The organism is Marinobacterium sp. MBR-109 (genome assembly GCF_040547565.1).
GTDB lineage: Bacteria > Pseudomonadota > Gammaproteobacteria > Pseudomonadales > Balneatricaceae > Marinobacterium.
The window spans coordinates 15,261-30,320 of the sequence record NZ_JBEPPZ010000016.1; the positions used below are offsets into that span (position 1 = coordinate 15,261).

Annotated in this window: 11 protein-coding genes and 4 tRNA genes; 1 reads left to right on the forward strand and 14 read right to left on the reverse strand. The window is 56.4% G+C overall.

All coding sequences use genetic code 11. The annotated features are described in order from the left end of the window. Positions 1 to 52 precede the first annotated feature (52 nt). From ABIE60_RS15825 to ABIE60_RS15890, 14 genes are all read right to left on the reverse strand, one after another. Positions 53 to 1,354: a sodium ion-translocating decarboxylase subunit beta gene (locus ABIE60_RS15825; RefSeq protein WP_354470470.1), complete on the reverse strand. Its 1,302-nt coding sequence runs from the start codon at positions 1,352 to 1,354 to the stop codon at positions 53 to 55. Between the two features lie 11 nt (positions 1,355 to 1,365). After that, a complete protein-coding gene (oadA, locus tag ABIE60_RS15830) occupies positions 1,366 to 3,153 on the reverse strand; it encodes a sodium-extruding oxaloacetate decarboxylase subunit alpha (protein ID WP_354470471.1) in 1,788 nt (595 codons plus the stop codon). A gap of 44 nt (positions 3,154 to 3,197) precedes the next feature. After that, the gene (locus tag ABIE60_RS15835) at positions 3,198 to 3,443 is read right to left on the reverse strand and encodes an OadG family protein (protein WP_354470472.1); all 246 of its coding nucleotides are present in this window, start codon (positions 3,441 to 3,443) and stop codon (positions 3,198 to 3,200) included. Between the two features lie 349 nt (positions 3,444 to 3,792). Continuing rightward, positions 3,793 to 5,253, reverse strand: coding sequence for a tRNA uracil 4-sulfurtransferase ThiI (gene thiI / locus ABIE60_RS15840; RefSeq protein WP_354470473.1), 1,461 nt, complete (start codon positions 5,251 to 5,253; stop codon positions 3,793 to 3,795). A gap of 65 nt (positions 5,254 to 5,318) precedes the next feature. Continuing rightward, positions 5,319 to 5,395: transfer RNA gene (locus ABIE60_RS15845), tRNA-Arg, on the reverse strand. A gap of 21 nt (positions 5,396 to 5,416) precedes the next feature. Continuing rightward, positions 5,417 to 5,493 (reverse strand) — tRNA-Arg (locus tag ABIE60_RS15850). 31 nt (positions 5,494 to 5,524) lie between these two features. Beyond that, a tRNA-Arg gene (locus tag ABIE60_RS15855) sits at positions 5,525 to 5,601 on the reverse strand. A gap of 4 nt (positions 5,602 to 5,605) precedes the next feature. Beyond that, positions 5,606 to 5,693 (reverse strand) — tRNA-Ser (locus ABIE60_RS15860). Between the two features lie 64 nt (positions 5,694 to 5,757). Next, positions 5,758 to 5,946 carry a carbon storage regulator CsrA gene (gene csrA / locus ABIE60_RS15865; protein ID WP_354470474.1) on the reverse strand — a complete coding sequence of 63 codons (189 nt, stop codon included), beginning with the start codon at positions 5,944 to 5,946 and terminating at the stop codon, positions 5,758 to 5,760. A 186-nt stretch (positions 5,947 to 6,132) separates the two neighbouring features. Further along, positions 6,133 to 7,368, reverse strand: coding sequence for an aspartate kinase (locus ABIE60_RS15870; RefSeq protein ID WP_354470475.1), 1,236 nt, complete (start codon positions 7,366 to 7,368; stop codon positions 6,133 to 6,135). A 57-nt stretch (positions 7,369 to 7,425) separates the two neighbouring features. After that, positions 7,426 to 10,020, reverse strand: coding sequence for an alanine--tRNA ligase (gene alaS, locus ABIE60_RS15875; RefSeq protein ID WP_354470519.1), 2,595 nt, complete (start codon positions 10,018 to 10,020; stop codon positions 7,426 to 7,428). A 158-nt stretch (positions 10,021 to 10,178) separates the two neighbouring features. After that, positions 10,179 to 10,643: a regulatory protein RecX gene (locus ABIE60_RS15880; RefSeq protein ID WP_354470476.1), complete on the reverse strand. Its 465-nt coding sequence runs from the start codon at positions 10,641 to 10,643 to the stop codon at positions 10,179 to 10,181. A 70-nt stretch (positions 10,644 to 10,713) separates the two neighbouring features. Then, on the reverse strand, positions 10,714 to 11,757 hold the full coding sequence (gene recA / locus ABIE60_RS15885) for a recombinase RecA (protein ID WP_354470477.1): 1,044 nt from the start codon (positions 11,755 to 11,757) through the stop codon (positions 10,714 to 10,716). An 89-nt stretch (positions 11,758 to 11,846) separates the two neighbouring features. Then, entirely contained in the window at positions 11,847 to 12,323 is a 477-nt protein-coding gene (locus ABIE60_RS15890; protein ID WP_354470478.1) for a CinA family protein, read from the reverse strand. A gap of 116 nt (positions 12,324 to 12,439) precedes the next feature. Between ABIE60_RS15890 and mutS the strand changes: the two genes are divergently transcribed. Further along, positions 12,440 to 15,040, forward strand: a complete 2,601-nt coding sequence (gene mutS / locus ABIE60_RS15895; protein ID WP_354470479.1) for a DNA mismatch repair protein MutS — start codon at positions 12,440 to 12,442, stop codon at positions 15,038 to 15,040. The last annotated feature ends 20 nt before the right edge of the window (positions 15,041 to 15,060 follow it).

The window sequence follows — 15,060 nt, forward strand, 5'->3', positions numbered from 1 at the left end:
CAAACGAAAAAGGCTGCCGATGGGCAGCCTTTTTTGTACTCACTTATCGGTTTTAACCGACAAACTTGATCATCACACCTGCCGCGACCGCCGAACCGATAACACCGGCCACGTTCGGCCCCATTGCGTGCATCAGCAGGAAGTTCTGCGGGTTGGCTTCGAGGCCAAGCTTGTTGGAAACACGCGCCGCCATCGGTACTGCCGAAACACCTGCTGAACCGATCAGCGGGTTGATGGCGTTGCCACCCTGCAGCTTGTTCATCAACTTGGCCATCAATACACCCGCTGCGGTACCGATACCGAAGGCAACAATACCCAGCACCAGAATACCCAGCGTCTGCACATCCAGGAATTTGTCAGCCGACAGTTTGGAACCGACAGACAGACCGAGGAAGATGGTGACGATGTTAATCAGTGCATTCTGGGCGGTATCACTCAGACGATCCACCACACCGCACTCACGCATCAGGTTACCGAAGCAGAACATCCCCAGCAGCGGTGCCGCATCCGGCAGCAGCAAGGCAACCAGGACAAGCAGCAGAATCGGAAACAGAATTTTCTCTGTCTTCGATACATGACGCAGCTGGCTCATGCTGATCTTGCGCTCGGCCTCGGTAGTGAGTGCACGCATGATCGGCGGCTGAATCATCGGTACCAGCGCCATATAGGAGTAAGCCGCCACTGCAATCGCACCCAGCAGATGCGGAGACAGCAGACTGGCAACATAGATTGCCGTGGGGCCATCCGCGCCACCAATGATACCGATGGCGGCCGCATCCTGAATGCTGAAGTCCATGATACCGAATGCGCTCAGTGCTACAGCACCCAGTACGGTCGCAAAGATACCAAACTGCGCAGCGGCACCCAGGAACAGCGTCCGCGGGTTGGCCAGCAGCGGACCGAAGTCGGTCATTGCCCCCACACCCATGAAGATCAGCAGCGGTGCTGCACCTGAGGCGATTGCAATGGTGTAGAAGTTGTACAGCATGCCGTTGTTATAGCCCGCATCCAGTGCAACCAGGCTCGCAGCCGCATGGGTACTGGCATTGGAAGAGTGATACGCCTCAGTAATCGCATGGGGATCACTCGCTGCCACACCCAGAATGGATGCCAGCTCGTTCAGAACCTGCGGTTTGGCAAAATGAATTGCATTTTCAACCGCAGAGAATGCCATACCGGCTTCGGGAATATTCGCCAGAATACCGCCGAAACCGATCGGAACCAGCAAGAGCGGCTCAAAATTCTTGCGAATCGCAAGAAAGAGCAGCCCCAGGCCAACCACAATCATTGTCAGCTGACCGACGGAGATATTGTATATCCCCGAGGCCTGCCAAAGTTCGAGTAGGTTTTCCATGCCTCTGCCCCTCAGGTCAGTGTCAGCAGGGAGTCACCGACCTGAACGGCATCACCCTCTTTGACATCAACCGACACAACGGTACCGGCGCGTGCGGCACGCACTTCGGTTTCCATCTTCATCGCTTCAAGGATCACCAGCACATCACCCTCTTGAACCGCCTGACCCGCGGAAACCTGAACCTTCCAGATGTTGCCCGCCAGCGGTGCCGGCACCGGCTCACCAGAGCCGGCTGCAGGTGCTGCAGCCGGAGCCGCTGCGGCAGCAGGGGCTGACGATACGGAGGATATATCACCACCTTCACTCACCTGAACCACGTAGTTCTGGCCATTTACATTGATGGTGTAGACTTCGGGACCGTTGTTTTTCTTGGCTGCCATGGGTTGTGCGTCCTCAAGCGTAGGTACAGGTTCAAAGGCGTCGGGGTTGCCGCGGTTTTCAAGGAATTTAAGACCGATCTGCGGGAACAGTGCGTAGGTGAGTACGTCGTCAATTTCGTGCTCGCCCTGCTCCAGCTTGATCCCCTTGTCAGTCGCAATCTGCTTCAGTTCGGTGGTCAGCTTGTCCATTTCCGACTCAAGCATATCGGCCGGACGGCAGGTGATTGCTTCCTTGCCATCAAGCACACGCGCCTGCAGTTCAGCGTTGTAGGGCGCCGGCGCTGAGCCGTATTCACCTTTCAGAATCCCCTGTACTTCCTTGGAGATGGTCTTGTAGCGCTCACCCATGAGCACGTTGATCACCGCCTGAGTCCCCACGATCTGGGAGGTCGGGGTCACCAGCGGGATGTAGCCAAGATCTTCACGCACACGCGGGATTTCGGCCAGAACTTCGTCAAACTTGTCCGCTGCGCCCTGCTCCTTGAGCTGGCTTTCCATGTTGGTCAGCATGCCGCCTGGCACCTGAGCTACCAGAATGCGGGAATCGGTACCCCGCAGCGAACCTTCAAACTTGGCGTACTTCTTCCGCACTTCACGGAAATAGGCCGCAATTTCTTCCAGCGCCAACAGATCCAGACCGGTATCACGATCCGTACCGGCAAGAGCTGCCACTACAGACTCGGTCGCCGTATGACCATAGGTCATGGACATGGAGGAGATCGCCGTATCAACACGGTCAACACCCGCCTCGACCGCCTTGAGAATGGTCATGTCAGACAGGCCGGCTGTCGCATGCGCGTGGAACTGCACTTCAAGGCCGGTCTGAGCCTTGAGGCGGGAGATCAGGTCAAAGGCGTTGTACGGCGTCAGGATGCCGGACATGTCCTTGATCGCGATGGAATCAGCACCCAGATCTTCAAGAGTCTTGGCGTAATCAACCCACATCTCGATGGTGTGCACCGGGCTGGTCGTGTAGGAGATGGTGCCTTGAGCATGCTTGCCGCAGTTTTTGACTGCCTTGATGGCACGATCAAGGTTGCGAGGGTCATTCATCGCATCAAAGATACGGAACACATCAACGCCATTAGTGGCGGCACGCTCAACAAACCTGTCAACCACGTCATCGGCATAGTGACGGTAGCCCAGCAGGTTTTGACCGCGCAGCAGCATCTGCTGACGCGTGTTGGGCATGGCAGCCTTGAGTTCGCGGATGCGTGTCCAGGGATCTTCACCCAAATAACGGATACAGGAGTCGAAGGTTGCACCGCCCCAGCTTTCGAGGGACCAGTAACCAATCTTGTCCAGCTTCTCGGCAATCGGAAGCATGTCGTCGAGTCGCATGCGGGTGGCAAACAGAGACTGATGCGCATCACGCAGGACGACGTCGGTAATGCCTAGCGGTTTTTTTACGTCGGACATGAGTTAGCCTTTATCTATCAGAAGTTCTTGTTCTTTGACCCGACTCACTTGGAACGGTACTTGTGTACCGCCGCCGTGAGGACCGCGATCAGCTCATCATTGTTGCCAGCCGCAACCCCGGCAGCAGCCTGAGGACGTGCCTTGACTGTTTTGGGGGCGGGCTCTGGCAGATAACGGCTTACCAGCCGGGACATCGTGCTGGTAATCAAGACCAGCAGCGTCAGAAAGACGAAGACGAAACCCATGCCGAAGGCCATGAGTGTGAGGCCCTCCGAGAACAGATTATCCATCTGTGGGTGCTCCTGTTGTAATTCGAAACCCTTTGGCCTGCCGGCGGCTTTTGGCCGCGTCCAGCTCACCGGGTTAGCAGAGCCAGAACGACAGACAGATGTTCAGACGGCATGCACCTGAACGCTCAGACTATCAGGTACGCATGCACAATCAACCCGCGCTATTCTAACTCAGACCCCCGGGGCCATTGCAAGATTGTCGACAATCTGTAATTTTTTTACAGAAACAGGCCTTTAGAGCACTCAGCGCGACAATAATGTCGACATAAGGCTTTTTATGTCATGTTTAGGGGAACAATACCTATTAGCCTTTTGGCTAATTTACAGACAGAATGCAGAAAAAAGCCACTCAATGAGTGGCTGGACGGTAGACTTTGACGTTGTTGTGGCCCTGTTCGCGCAAGTGCTGCGCATGCATCTGTGACATTACACCCTTGTCGCAATACAACAGGTACTCACGGTCTGTTTCCAGATTCGGGAACTCACTTTCCAACTTGTAGAAAGGAATAATACGAATATCACAGCCGGGCATGTTGAGCGGCTTGCGCTCCTGCTCGCGCGGAGGACGGATATCAACCAGCGTTTGATTCGGTTCGACCCGGGTCATCGCCTCAATCTCGGCGTTGATGTCACGGTTTTCCACTATTTCATCGATGCTGATCATTTCGGCCTGTTCCAGCGCTCGATCCAGCGTCTCGTAATCAAACCCGGACTCTTCCCGTTCAACCCGGTCCCGCCTGGCATGAGTGGTTGGCTTGTCGGAAATGACGCCACAGTATTCAGGCATCGCGCTGGCAAACTCGAAAGCACCAATCTTGCGGGTAATCTCGATGATGTCGGGCTTGTCCATTGTGATCAAGGGGCGCAACACCAGGTGCTCACAGCTTTCATCAATGAGGCGCAGATTAGGCAGCGTTTGACTGGAAACCTGTGCCACGCTTTCACCGGTCACGATGGCGTTAAGCTCCATCCGGTCCGCCACCCGGTCGGCTGCACGCATCATCATACGCTTCAGGACAACGCCCATGTGCGAATGATGCACGGATTGCAGAATCTCTCCCACCACTTCCTCGAACGGAACCGTGATGAACTTGACCCGTGCCGATGCGCCATAGCGCTTCCACAGATACAGCGCTACCTGCTTGACGCCGATTTCGTGTGCATAGCCACCCAGATTGAAAAACAGGAAGTGTGTTTTGCTGCCGCGGCGCATGGTCATGTAGGACGCCACCACCGAATCAAAGCCGCCTGAGATGAGTGACAACACATCTTCCTGCGTTCCCAGCGGGTAGCCCCCAAGCCCCTGATGAATGGCCGTAACCACAAACAGTGTCTGGTTACGCACTTCCAGGTCCACCCAGACTTCAGGGTTGCGTACATCAACGCCCGCCGCTTCGGTGTGCTGACGCAACCCGCCACCGACATAGCGTTCGAGCTCAACCGAAGTAAAGTCGTGATCGCCACTGCGCCGCACACGCACCTTGAAGGTCTTGCCGCGCAGACGCTCGGCATAGGCTTCACGGGTCAGCTGGAAGACCTGATCGAAGTCTTCAAGAGGATACTCCTGCACCTCCACGATCGATTGAATACCCGGTACTCGCTGCATCTCGTCAAACAAACGTTCACTGAGCGCAGCATCCTGTCCCGGGAAGCTGATCTCAACCTTATCCCAATGACCGCTGACCTTGACGCGCTCATCCACACGCTGAAGCAGGATTTGCAGATTGGTTTGCAGACGCTGAATCAAGCGACGACGAACGGGACGGCTCTTGATCGTAATCTCGGGGAAAAGCTTGGCAATGAATTTCATGACTGTTCCGGAATCTGTGATTCGGGCCGGGTAACCGGATTGATCGGGAAGGGGTAAAAAACGGATGGCGCGCCCGAGAGGATTCGAACCTCTGACCGCCTGGTTCGTAGCCAGGTACTCTATCCAGCTGAGCTACGGGCGCATACCGATGGGGAAGAAAAGATGGCGCGCCCGAGAGGATTCGAACCTCTGACCGCCTGGTTCGTAGCCAGGTACTCTATCCAGCTGAGCTACGGGCGCACACATGTTTTTCTAAAGCATTGTTGAGTAATGGCGCGCCCGAGAGGATTCGAACCTCTGACCGCCTGGTTCGTAGCCAGGTACTCTATCCAGCTGAGCTACGGGCGCACAATGGCGGTGAGTGAGGGATTCGAACCCTCGATACCTTGCGGTATACGCCCTTAGCAGGGGCGCGCCTTCAGCCACTCGGCCAACTCACCTCGTCAACAACGGCGCGTATGTTACAAGACTGATTTTCAAAAGAAAAGGAATATTTGGAAAAACTTATTCCTGATCAGATTCTTGTGACTTTTCGCGCTGAATACGCTGATAGATCTCTTCGCGATGAACGGAGACATCCTTGGGCGCATTGACACCAATACGTACCTGGTTGCCTTTTACACCAAGCACAGTAACAGTGACATCGTCACCAACCATGAGGGTTTCGCCTACGCGGCGGGTTAGAATCAGCATTGTGGCTCTCCTTAGTTTAGTCCTGGGGTGCTGAGTTCCGGTTTTTCTGAAACGAGCACAGCCCCTTCCACCTTATATGTCCTTGGACCATCCAGGTATCATGGCGGCGCTGACCGTTTCAGGCCTTCGGGGGCCTGCAGCCGTTACTATAGAACAGATGCAGGCCGCCGTCATCTGATACTGTCGTTACTCACGGACTGTATCAGATGAATCCAGATCGAACGCCGAATGCAACGCTCGCACTGCCAGCTCCAGATATTTTTCGGCGATCACTACTGATACCTTGATCTCGGACGTTGAGATCATCTGGATGTTGATATTTTCGGCTGCCAGAGCATCAAACATCTTGCTGGCGACACCGGCGTGGGAACGCATGCCAACACCCACGATCGATACTTTCGCAATCCTGTTATCTCCGACACACTCACGGGCGCCAAGTTCCTGTACAACCTGCTCCAGCACCTGCTGAGCTTTATCATAGTCGTTTCTGTGCACCGTGAAGGTAAAATCGGTGGTTTGATCTGCACCGATGTTCTGCACAATCATATCGACTTCAATATTGGCACGACTGATCGGCCCCAGGATCCGGGATGCAACACCCGGAATATCCGGCACACCGACAACTGTCAGCTTGGCCTCGTCACGATTGAACGCAATACCAGAGATAACCGGTTTTTCCACAGTCTCATCATCCTCTATCGTAATCAGTGTACCGGGGCCATCCTTGAAGCTGGACAGCACCCGCAGCGGCACCTTGTACTTGCCGGCAAACTCAACGGAACGAATCTGCAACACCTTGGAGCCAAGGCTGGCCATCTCCAGCATCTCTTCAAAGGTGATTTTTTCCAGTCGACGCGCACCTTCAACCACACGCGGGTCGGTGGTATACACACCGTCCACATCGGTGTAAATCTGGCACTCATCCGCCTTCAGGGCAGCCGCCAGTGCAACACCGGTCGTGTCGGAACCGCCACGCCCAAGGGTCGTGATATTGCCGTCAGGATCAACACCCTGGAACCCTGCCACAACCACGACCCGCCCCTGGTCCAGATCGGACCGCATGCGGCCTGTCTCGATATCCTGGATACGCGCCTTGGTATGATACTGGTCAGTCAGGATTCGCACCTGACCACCCGTATAGGAGCGGGCATCCACGCCACGGGCTTTCAGGGCCATGCACAGCAGCGCAATGGTGACCTGCTCACCGGTAGACACCAGCGTATCCATTTCACGCGGATCGGGACGCTCCTGGATCTCGTTGGCCAGCGCAATCAGTCGGTTGGTTTCACCGCTCATTGCGGAGACAACAACAACCACATCATGCCCTTGCTGACGAAAGCCCTTGACCTTTTCGGCCACCGCTTCGATGCGCTCCACCGAGCCGACCGAAGTGCCGCCGTATTTCTGTACGTATAACGCCATTTCAGTGTTTCCATCCGGCTGCCGGTGCATTGAACACCGGCAGGCGCCTGTGTTCAGTTACAGGCTTGCCGCAACCAGTTCGGGCACCGCTTTCAGCGCAGCGGGAACAGCACTTACATCAGTGCCTCCACCCTGCGCCATATCGGGACGCCCGCCCCCCTTACCACCCAGACGTGAGGCCAGCTCACGCACCAGGTCACCTGCCTTGATCTGACCGGTCAGATCCTTGGTCACCCCGGCTATCAGGCTGACTTTGTCATCCTGCGCAGTCAGCAGAACCACGACGCCGCTGCCCAGTTTGTTCTTGAGCTGATCAAGTGTGTCGCGCAACGCCTTGGGCTCAACACCTTCGAGCTTCGCTGCCAGCACCTTGATGCCATTTACATCCTGTACCTGACTCAGCAGGTCACCACTTTGAGCACTGGCAAGCTTGGCTGCCAGACGCTCCAGCTCTTTTTCCAGTTGACGTGCACGTTCGTTCAGGCCACGCACCTTTTCCAGCGCGCTCTCACGTGAGCCCTTCAACAGGGCCGCAATCTCGCCAAGTGCCTGTTCGTTGCTGTTAACCCAATTCAGTGCCTGAACCCCGGTGACGGCCTCAATACGGCGCACACCCGAGGCAATACCGCTCTCAGCGACGATTTTAAACAAACCGATATCGCCGGTGCGGCTGGCATGAGTGCCGCCACACAGCTCTACCGAGAAGCCGTCGCCCATGGTCAGAACACGGACATCATCGTCATATTTCTCACCAAACAGAGCCATGGCACCCTTGGCCTTGGCAGCCTCCAGCTGCATCAGCTCGGTTTCAACCGCCGAGTTTGCACGAATCTGGTCATTGACCAGGGTTTCGACAGTCTTGATCTGCTCGGTTGTCATCGCCTCAAAGTGGGCAAAGTCGAAGCGCAGGCGCTCAGCATTTACCAGAGAGCCCTTCTGCTGCACATGATCACCCAACACCTTGCGCAGGGCGGCATGCAACAGGTGTGTCGCTGAATGATTCAGCGCCGTTGCCTGACGCTTGGCCGTGTCCACCTCGGTGACCACCTGGTCGCCAACCTGCAGCACACCTTCGCCAAGCTGACCATGGTGCAGGTGGTGACCGCTCTCTTTGGTACAGTCGCTGACCGTGAACTGGCCACGATCCCAGCGCAGCACGCCCTGGTCACCTGCCTGGCCACCGGATTCGGCATAAAAGCTGGTATTTTTCAGAACCACTACGCCGCTCTCGCCGGCGGAAAGCTGTTTTACTTCCTCGCCTTCGCGGAACAGTGCGATGACCTCAGAGCGGTCTTCAAGGCTGTCATAGCCATTGAAGGCGGTACTGCCCTCCAGCTTGATCTGTTCGTTGTAGTCGACCGAGAACTGACCCGAGGCACGTGCACGCTCACGCTGAGCATCCATTTCACGCTCGAAGCTTTCCATATCGATGCTCAGCTCATGCTCACGCGCCACATCAGCCGTGAGGTCAACCGGGAAGCCGTAGGTGTCATACAGGCGGAAAACGGTTTCACCCGGGATCACCTTGCCTTCGAGGCCGTTGATCGCCTGCTCCAGCAGTTGCATGCCATGCTCAAGGGTCTTGGCAAACTGCTGCTCTTCCTTCAGAAGAATACGTTCAACCTGGTCCTGCAGCCTGGCCAGTTCCGGATAGGCCTCGCCCATCTCCTTGACCAGAGGTGCTACAAGCTTATGGAAAAACGGCTCTTTTGCACCCAGTTTGTTACCGTGACGAATCGCACGACGCATAATGCGGCGCAGCACATAGCCGCGACCTTCGTTGGACGGCAACACACCATCGGTGATCAGGAAGGCACAGGAGCGGATATGGTCGGCAATCACGCGCAGGGATTTGCTGTCGGTATTATCCAGACCCAGCACTTCGGCGGTAGCACCGAGCAAATTGCGGAACAGGTCAATCTCGTAGTTGCTGTGCACGTTCTGCATTACCGCAGCAACACGCTCAAGTCCCATGCCAGTATCGATGCTCGGACGCGCCAGCGGCTCCATGCTGCCATCGGCCGAGCGGTTGTACTGCATGAACACCAGATTCCAGATCTCGATATAACGGTCACCATCTTCATCCGGACTGCCCGGAGGACCACCGGCCACATCAGGACCATGATCAAAGAAGATTTCGGTGCAGGGGCCGCAGGGACCGGTATCACCCATGGCCCAGAAGTTGTCTTCATCCAGTTTCGAGAAGCGCTCGGGGTCGATTCCCATCTCATCTTTCCAGATTTTCTCGGCTTCGTCGTCGGTATAATGAACCGTTACCCACAGGCGTTCTTCAGGCAGCCCCAGGCGTTTGGTCAGAAACTCCCAGGCAAAGCGTATCGCTTCGCGCTTGAAATAATCACCGAAGCTGAAGTTGCCCAACATTTCAAAAAAGGTGTGGTGACGCGCCGTATAGCCAACATTTTCAAGATCGTTGTGCTTGCCGCCTGCACGCACACAGCGCTGTGAAGTGGTGGCACGGGAATAGGGACGCTTGTCAGAGCCGAGGAACACATCCTTGAACTGAACCATGCCTGCATTGGTAAACAGCAGTGTAGGGTCATTACCCGGAATCAGCGGACTTGAGGCAATGATTTCATGCCCTTGCTGGTTGAAGTAGTCAAGAAATGCCTGGCGGATTTCCGCACTTGTCATGTAGTTCATATAAGGTCCGTTGCGTCTGTACTGGTTGGCACGACAGGACCGCCCGCCCGGTTGCAGGAACGGCGGTCATATGTACGCAAAAATAGCGGACAAGTATATAACGCGAGCAAAAAATGTACGATAGCTTTTCTGCCCTGCAACGCCTGAATTCACTCACTTCCTTCAGCCTTGACAGCCCGCTTGGCATCATCGAATGAGAATCCCCGATTGACCAGAAAACGCATGCGGCGGGCATACTCTTTTGGATCGGAGGGAGGCTGATCACCAAAACGGCGCTGACAACTCTCCAACGCCTGCTGATAACTGTCCGTCGATTCGTCCTCCAGCGCCTGCTCGATCAGCTCGGGCTGCAGCCCTTTTTGACGCAGCTCCTGCCTGATCCGCATGGCACCGTAACCTGAGCCAAAACGGCTGCGGGTAAAAACATGCGCAAAGCGCTCATCGCTCTGGTAGCCATCTGCCACAAACTGATCCAGCACCTGCCGTAACAGTTCGGCATTTTCACAGCGGCGCCCCAGCTTTTGTTCCATTTCGGCACGGCTGTATTCTCGCCGCCCCAACAGTGCAAACGCTGCGTTGCGCAACTCGGCTTCAGTTTCCAGCAATTTGGCCATGATCAGTCTCCATAACGACAACAGGGGCCCAAAAGGCCCCTGTTTTTAAATCACATGCTGTCTGCCTGAATCAGAGATCCAGCTGACCGGCTTCTTCCGGCTGTTCCTGTGCAGCCTTTGATTGGGGCACACTCAACAACTGGGCACGGATTTCCGCTTCGATCTCCTGCGCAATGTCCGGGTGTTCTTCCAGGTATTTGGCTGCATTCGCCTTGCCCTGACCGATTTTGTCACCCTTGTAGGCATACCAGGCACCGGATTTATCCACCAGCCCCTGCTGTACACCCAGGTCAATCACTTCACCCATGTGATAGATGCCCTGACCGTACAGAATCTGGAATTCGGCCTGGCGGAACGGCGGGGAAACCTTATTTTTTACAACCTTGACGCGGGTTTCGTTACCGGTTATTTCATCGCCCTGTTTCACTGCACCGATGCGACGGATATCCAAACGCACGGAGGCATAGAACTTGAGTGCATTCCCCCCGGTTGTCGTCTCGGGGTTACCGAACATCACACCTATCTTCATACGAATCTGGTTGATGAACACCAGCAAACAGTTGGACTGCTTCACGCTGCCGGTCAGTTTGCGCAGTGCCTGAGACATCAAGCGCGCCTGCAGGCCAACGTGGGAATCCCCCATCTCGCCTTCAATTTCAGCCTTGGGCACCAGTGCCGCAACCGAGTCAACCACGATCACGTCAACCGCGCCGGAGCGAGTCAGCATGTCGGTGATTTCCAGCGCCTGTTCACCGGTATCCGGCTGGGAGACCAGCAGGGCATCCACGTCGACACCGAGTTTCTCGGCATAGTTCGGGTCCAGTGCATGTTCGGCATCCACAAACGCACACACTTTGCCCTGCTTCTGGGCTTCCGCAATGACCTGTAGTGTCAGCGTGGTTTTGCCTGAAGATTCAGGACCATAAATCTCAACCACACGGCCATAGGGCAGACCGCCTATACCGAGAGCGATATCAAGCCCCAGTGAGCCGGTTGAGACCGCAGGAATCGCTTCACGCGGCTGATCGCCCATGCGCATCACTGCGCCCTTGCCGAATTGACGTTCAATCTGCGACAGTGCCGCATCCAGCGCTTTCTTTCTGTTAGCGTCCATCGGGGAACCTTTTTAGCCGGGTGGTTAAAATACTGTATGCTTGAACAGTATTATTTCACAACCTGAGCAGAATGCAACCACTCAATGCGTCACTGTGGCAGGTAGGCCAGAATCCCTTCCAGGGCCTGTTCTACGGCCTGCTGACGAATTGCGTCACGATCACCATTGAAAAAACTCAGACAGGTTACCGTGGGGTGCCCGGTAATGGCCCACGCCAGCCAGACAGTACCCACCGGACGGTCTTCGGTACCGCCCTCAGGGCCGGCTATACCGCTGATGGCGACCGCAATATCGGCTTCGCTGTTGTGCAGAGCGCCTTCGGCCATCTGCGCCACCACAGGCTCGCTGACGGCACCACTTTTTTCCAGCACCGCCAGATCCACACCCAGCATTTTTTGCTTCGCCGTGTTGGAATAGGACACGAAACCGCAGTCAAACCAGCCTGAGCTGCCGGGCACGGCTGTCACTGCCTGCGCCACCCAGCCCCCGGTACAGGACTCGGCCGTCGCCAGCTTGATCCCTTTCTGCAACAGTGTTTCACCTACCTTTTGTGCCAGGTTTTTCATCGATCCAACTCCAAGCGGGCGACTACGCAGGCCGCCATGATTCACGTACAATCCTGACATTAAAACCCCGCACGGTGATCGATTCAATCCCCGGACAACAGGACGACCCAAACAGCATGTCAGTGGCAGCGCCGAACACCCAACATACTCCCATGATGCAGCAATATTTACGCATTAAGGCTCAGCACCCGGACCAGCTGATGTTTTACCGCATGGGTGACTTCTATGAACTGTTCTATGACGATGCCAAAAAGGCTGCCCAACTGCTTGATATTTCGCTGACGGCACGAGGCAAGTCGGCCGGTGAGCCGATTCCGATGGCGGGCATTCCCTATCATTCGGCCGAGGGCTATATTGCCCGCATCGTCAAGGCGGGTGAGTCGGTGGTGATCTGTGAGCAGGTAGGCGACCCTGCCACCAGCAAAGGGCCTGTCAAACGCGAAGTGGTTCGCATTGTGACGCCCGGCACATTGAGTGACGAAGCGCTGCTAGATGAGCATCAGGACAATATTCTGATGGCGATCAGCGCTCAGGGTGAACAGTTTGGGCTGGCAATGGTGGATATCAGCTCGGGGCGCTTCAGTCTGTTTGAAATAGAGGGACATAATGCCCTGCAGGCGGAGCTGGAACGACTGCGCCCTGCCGAACTGCTCTACCCGGATGACTCCGGCCTGCCGCAGTTGCTTGGCAAGCGCCCCGGCAGTCATGGCCGCCCCCCCTGGGAGTTTGAGTCTGACACCGCTCGACGTCTGCTGTGTGATCAGTTCAATACCCGTGATCTGAGCGGCTTCGGCTGTGACCATCTGCCCCTGGCGATCAGCGCGGCCGGCTGCCTGCTGCAGTATGCGCGTGATACCCAGCGCAGCACACTGCCCCATATCCGTCGTATTCAGGTTGAGCAGCATGACGAAGCTGTGATTCTGGATGCTACAACGCGGCGCAACCTTGAGCTTGACCTGAACCTGTCGGGCGGTCGCAGCAATACGCTGGCCTCGGTACTGGACAAGTGCCGTACGCCGATGGGCAGCCGCCTGTTGCGGCGCTGGTTGCACCGTCCGCTGCGTGACCGCGTCACTCTTGAGGGACGTCAGGATGCGATTCGCTGGCTGATTGAGCCGGGCCGCAGCGAGGATATCAGTGAGCAGCTGCGCTTGATCGGCGATATGGAGCGTATTCTGTCACGTATCGCCCTGCGTTCTGCCCGCCCGCGAGATCTGGAACGCCTGCGCAATGCACTGGCCTCACTGCCGGATCTTCAGCAATTGATCCAGCCCGCTGATACCCCCCTGATCAACCAGCTTGCCGGTTCAATTGCCACCTTCCCTCATATGGCCGAACTGCTGCAACGCGCAATCATTGATGGTCCACCCGTCGTGATCCGCGACGGTGGTGTGATTGCCACCGGTTACGATGCCGAGCTGGACGAGCTGCGCGGCCTCAGCGAGAACGCCGGTGATTATCTGTTGCAGCTGGAACAGCGCGAGCGTGCACGCACCGATATTGCCACGCTCAAGGTGGGGTATAACCGGGTGCATGGTTACTATATCGAAGTGACCAAGGCGCAGGCGATCGACATGCCGGCAGACTATATCCGCCGGCAGACGCTGAAAAATGCCGAGCGCTTCATCACGCCGGAACTGAAAGAGTTTGAGGACAAGGCACTGAGCGCCAAAAGCAAGGCGCTGGCACGGGAGAAAGCACTCTACGATGAATTGATCGAAACGCTGGCAGCCGAACTCGGGCCTCTGCAGGAGTCTGCATCGGCATTGGCTCAACTGGATGTGCTGAACACTCTGGCCGACCGCGCCGCCGCTCTTGAATACCGGCGTCCACAACTGGTTGACGAACCCTGCATCCATATCGAAGCCGGCCGTCACCCGGTGGTTGAAGCCGTACTGGAAACGCCGTTTGTGGCCAATGACCTGGAACTGCATCAGGAACGGCGGATGCTGATCATCACGGGCCCCAACATGGGCGGTAAATCGACCTACATGCGCCAGGCAGCACTGATCACCCTGCTGGCACACATCGGCAGCTACGTTCCGGCCCAGGCCGCCCGCATCGGTATTGTCGATCGTATCTTTACCCGCATGGGCTCCTCGGATGACTTGGCCGGCGGGCGTTCCACTTTCATGGTCGAGATGACCGAGACCGCCAACATTCTGCACAACGCAACCGAACGCAGCCTGGTGCTGATGGATGAGGTGGGCCGTGGCACCAGTACCTTTGATGGCCTGTCACTGGCCTGGTCATGTGCCGAGCATCTCGCTCGTGAAGTTCATGCCTTCACCCTGTTTGCCACCCACTATTTTGAACTGACCGCCCTGCCGGAGCAGGCGACAGGGGTCGATAACGTGCATTTGACGGCAGTTGAGCACAACGATCACATCGTATTCATGCATGAGGTAAAGCAGGGCCCGGCCAGCCAAAGTTACGGCCTGCAGGTCGCACAGTTGGCGGGTATTCCAGCACAGGTGATCAGCCAGGCCCGTGACAAGCTGGTCCTGCTGGAGCAGGACAGCCGCAGCAGCGCCAGCCAGCCGGCCCGCAATCCGGCACCGGCTGCAACAAGCCAGAACGGGCCTGTTCAGAACGACCTGTTTGTGACCGCAGGCCCCTCTGCTGCCGAGCTGCAGCTGCGCGAGCTGCAACCGGATGAGCTGACACCCCGCCAGGCGCTGGAGGCACTCTACAGCCTCAAGCAGTTGCTGGAATGAGACAAACGGCTCTGGGGCAC

Bases quoted from the DNA above. Each gene is read 5' to 3' on its own strand.
- ABIE60_RS15825 (WP_354470470.1), bottom strand. From the start codon at position 1,354: ATGGAAAACCTACTCGAACTTTGGCAGGCCTCGGGGATATACAATATC.
- csrA (WP_354470474.1), bottom strand. From the start codon at position 5,946: ATGCTGATTCTAACCCGCCGCGTAGGCGAAACCCTCATGGTTGGTGAC.
- mutS (WP_354470479.1), top strand. From the start codon at position 12,440: ATGTCAGTGGCAGCGCCGAACACCCAACATACTCCCATGATGCAGCAA.
- recA (WP_354470477.1), bottom strand. From the start codon at position 11,757: ATGGACGCTAACAGAAAGAAAGCGCTGGATGCGGCACTGTCGCAGATT.
- ABIE60_RS15835 (WP_354470472.1), bottom strand. From the start codon at position 3,443: ATGGATAATCTGTTCTCGGAGGGCCTCACACTCATGGCCTTCGGCATG.
- ABIE60_RS15880 (WP_354470476.1), bottom strand. From the start codon at position 10,643: ATGGCCAAATTGCTGGAAACTGAAGCCGAGTTGCGCAACGCAGCGTTT.
- alaS (WP_354470519.1), bottom strand. From the start codon at position 10,020: ATGACAAGTGCGGAAATCCGCCAGGCATTTCTTGACTACTTCAACCAG.
- thiI (WP_354470473.1), bottom strand. From the start codon at position 5,253: ATGAAATTCATTGCCAAGCTTTTCCCCGAGATTACGATCAAGAGCCGT.
- ABIE60_RS15890 (WP_354470478.1), bottom strand. From the start codon at position 12,323: ATGAAAAACCTGGCACAAAAGGTAGGTGAAACACTGTTGCAGAAAGGG.
- oadA (WP_354470471.1), bottom strand. From the start codon at position 3,153: ATGTCCGACGTAAAAAAACCGCTAGGCATTACCGACGTCGTCCTGCGT.
- ABIE60_RS15870 (WP_354470475.1), bottom strand. From the start codon at position 7,368: ATGGCGTTATACGTACAGAAATACGGCGGCACTTCGGTCGGCTCGGTG.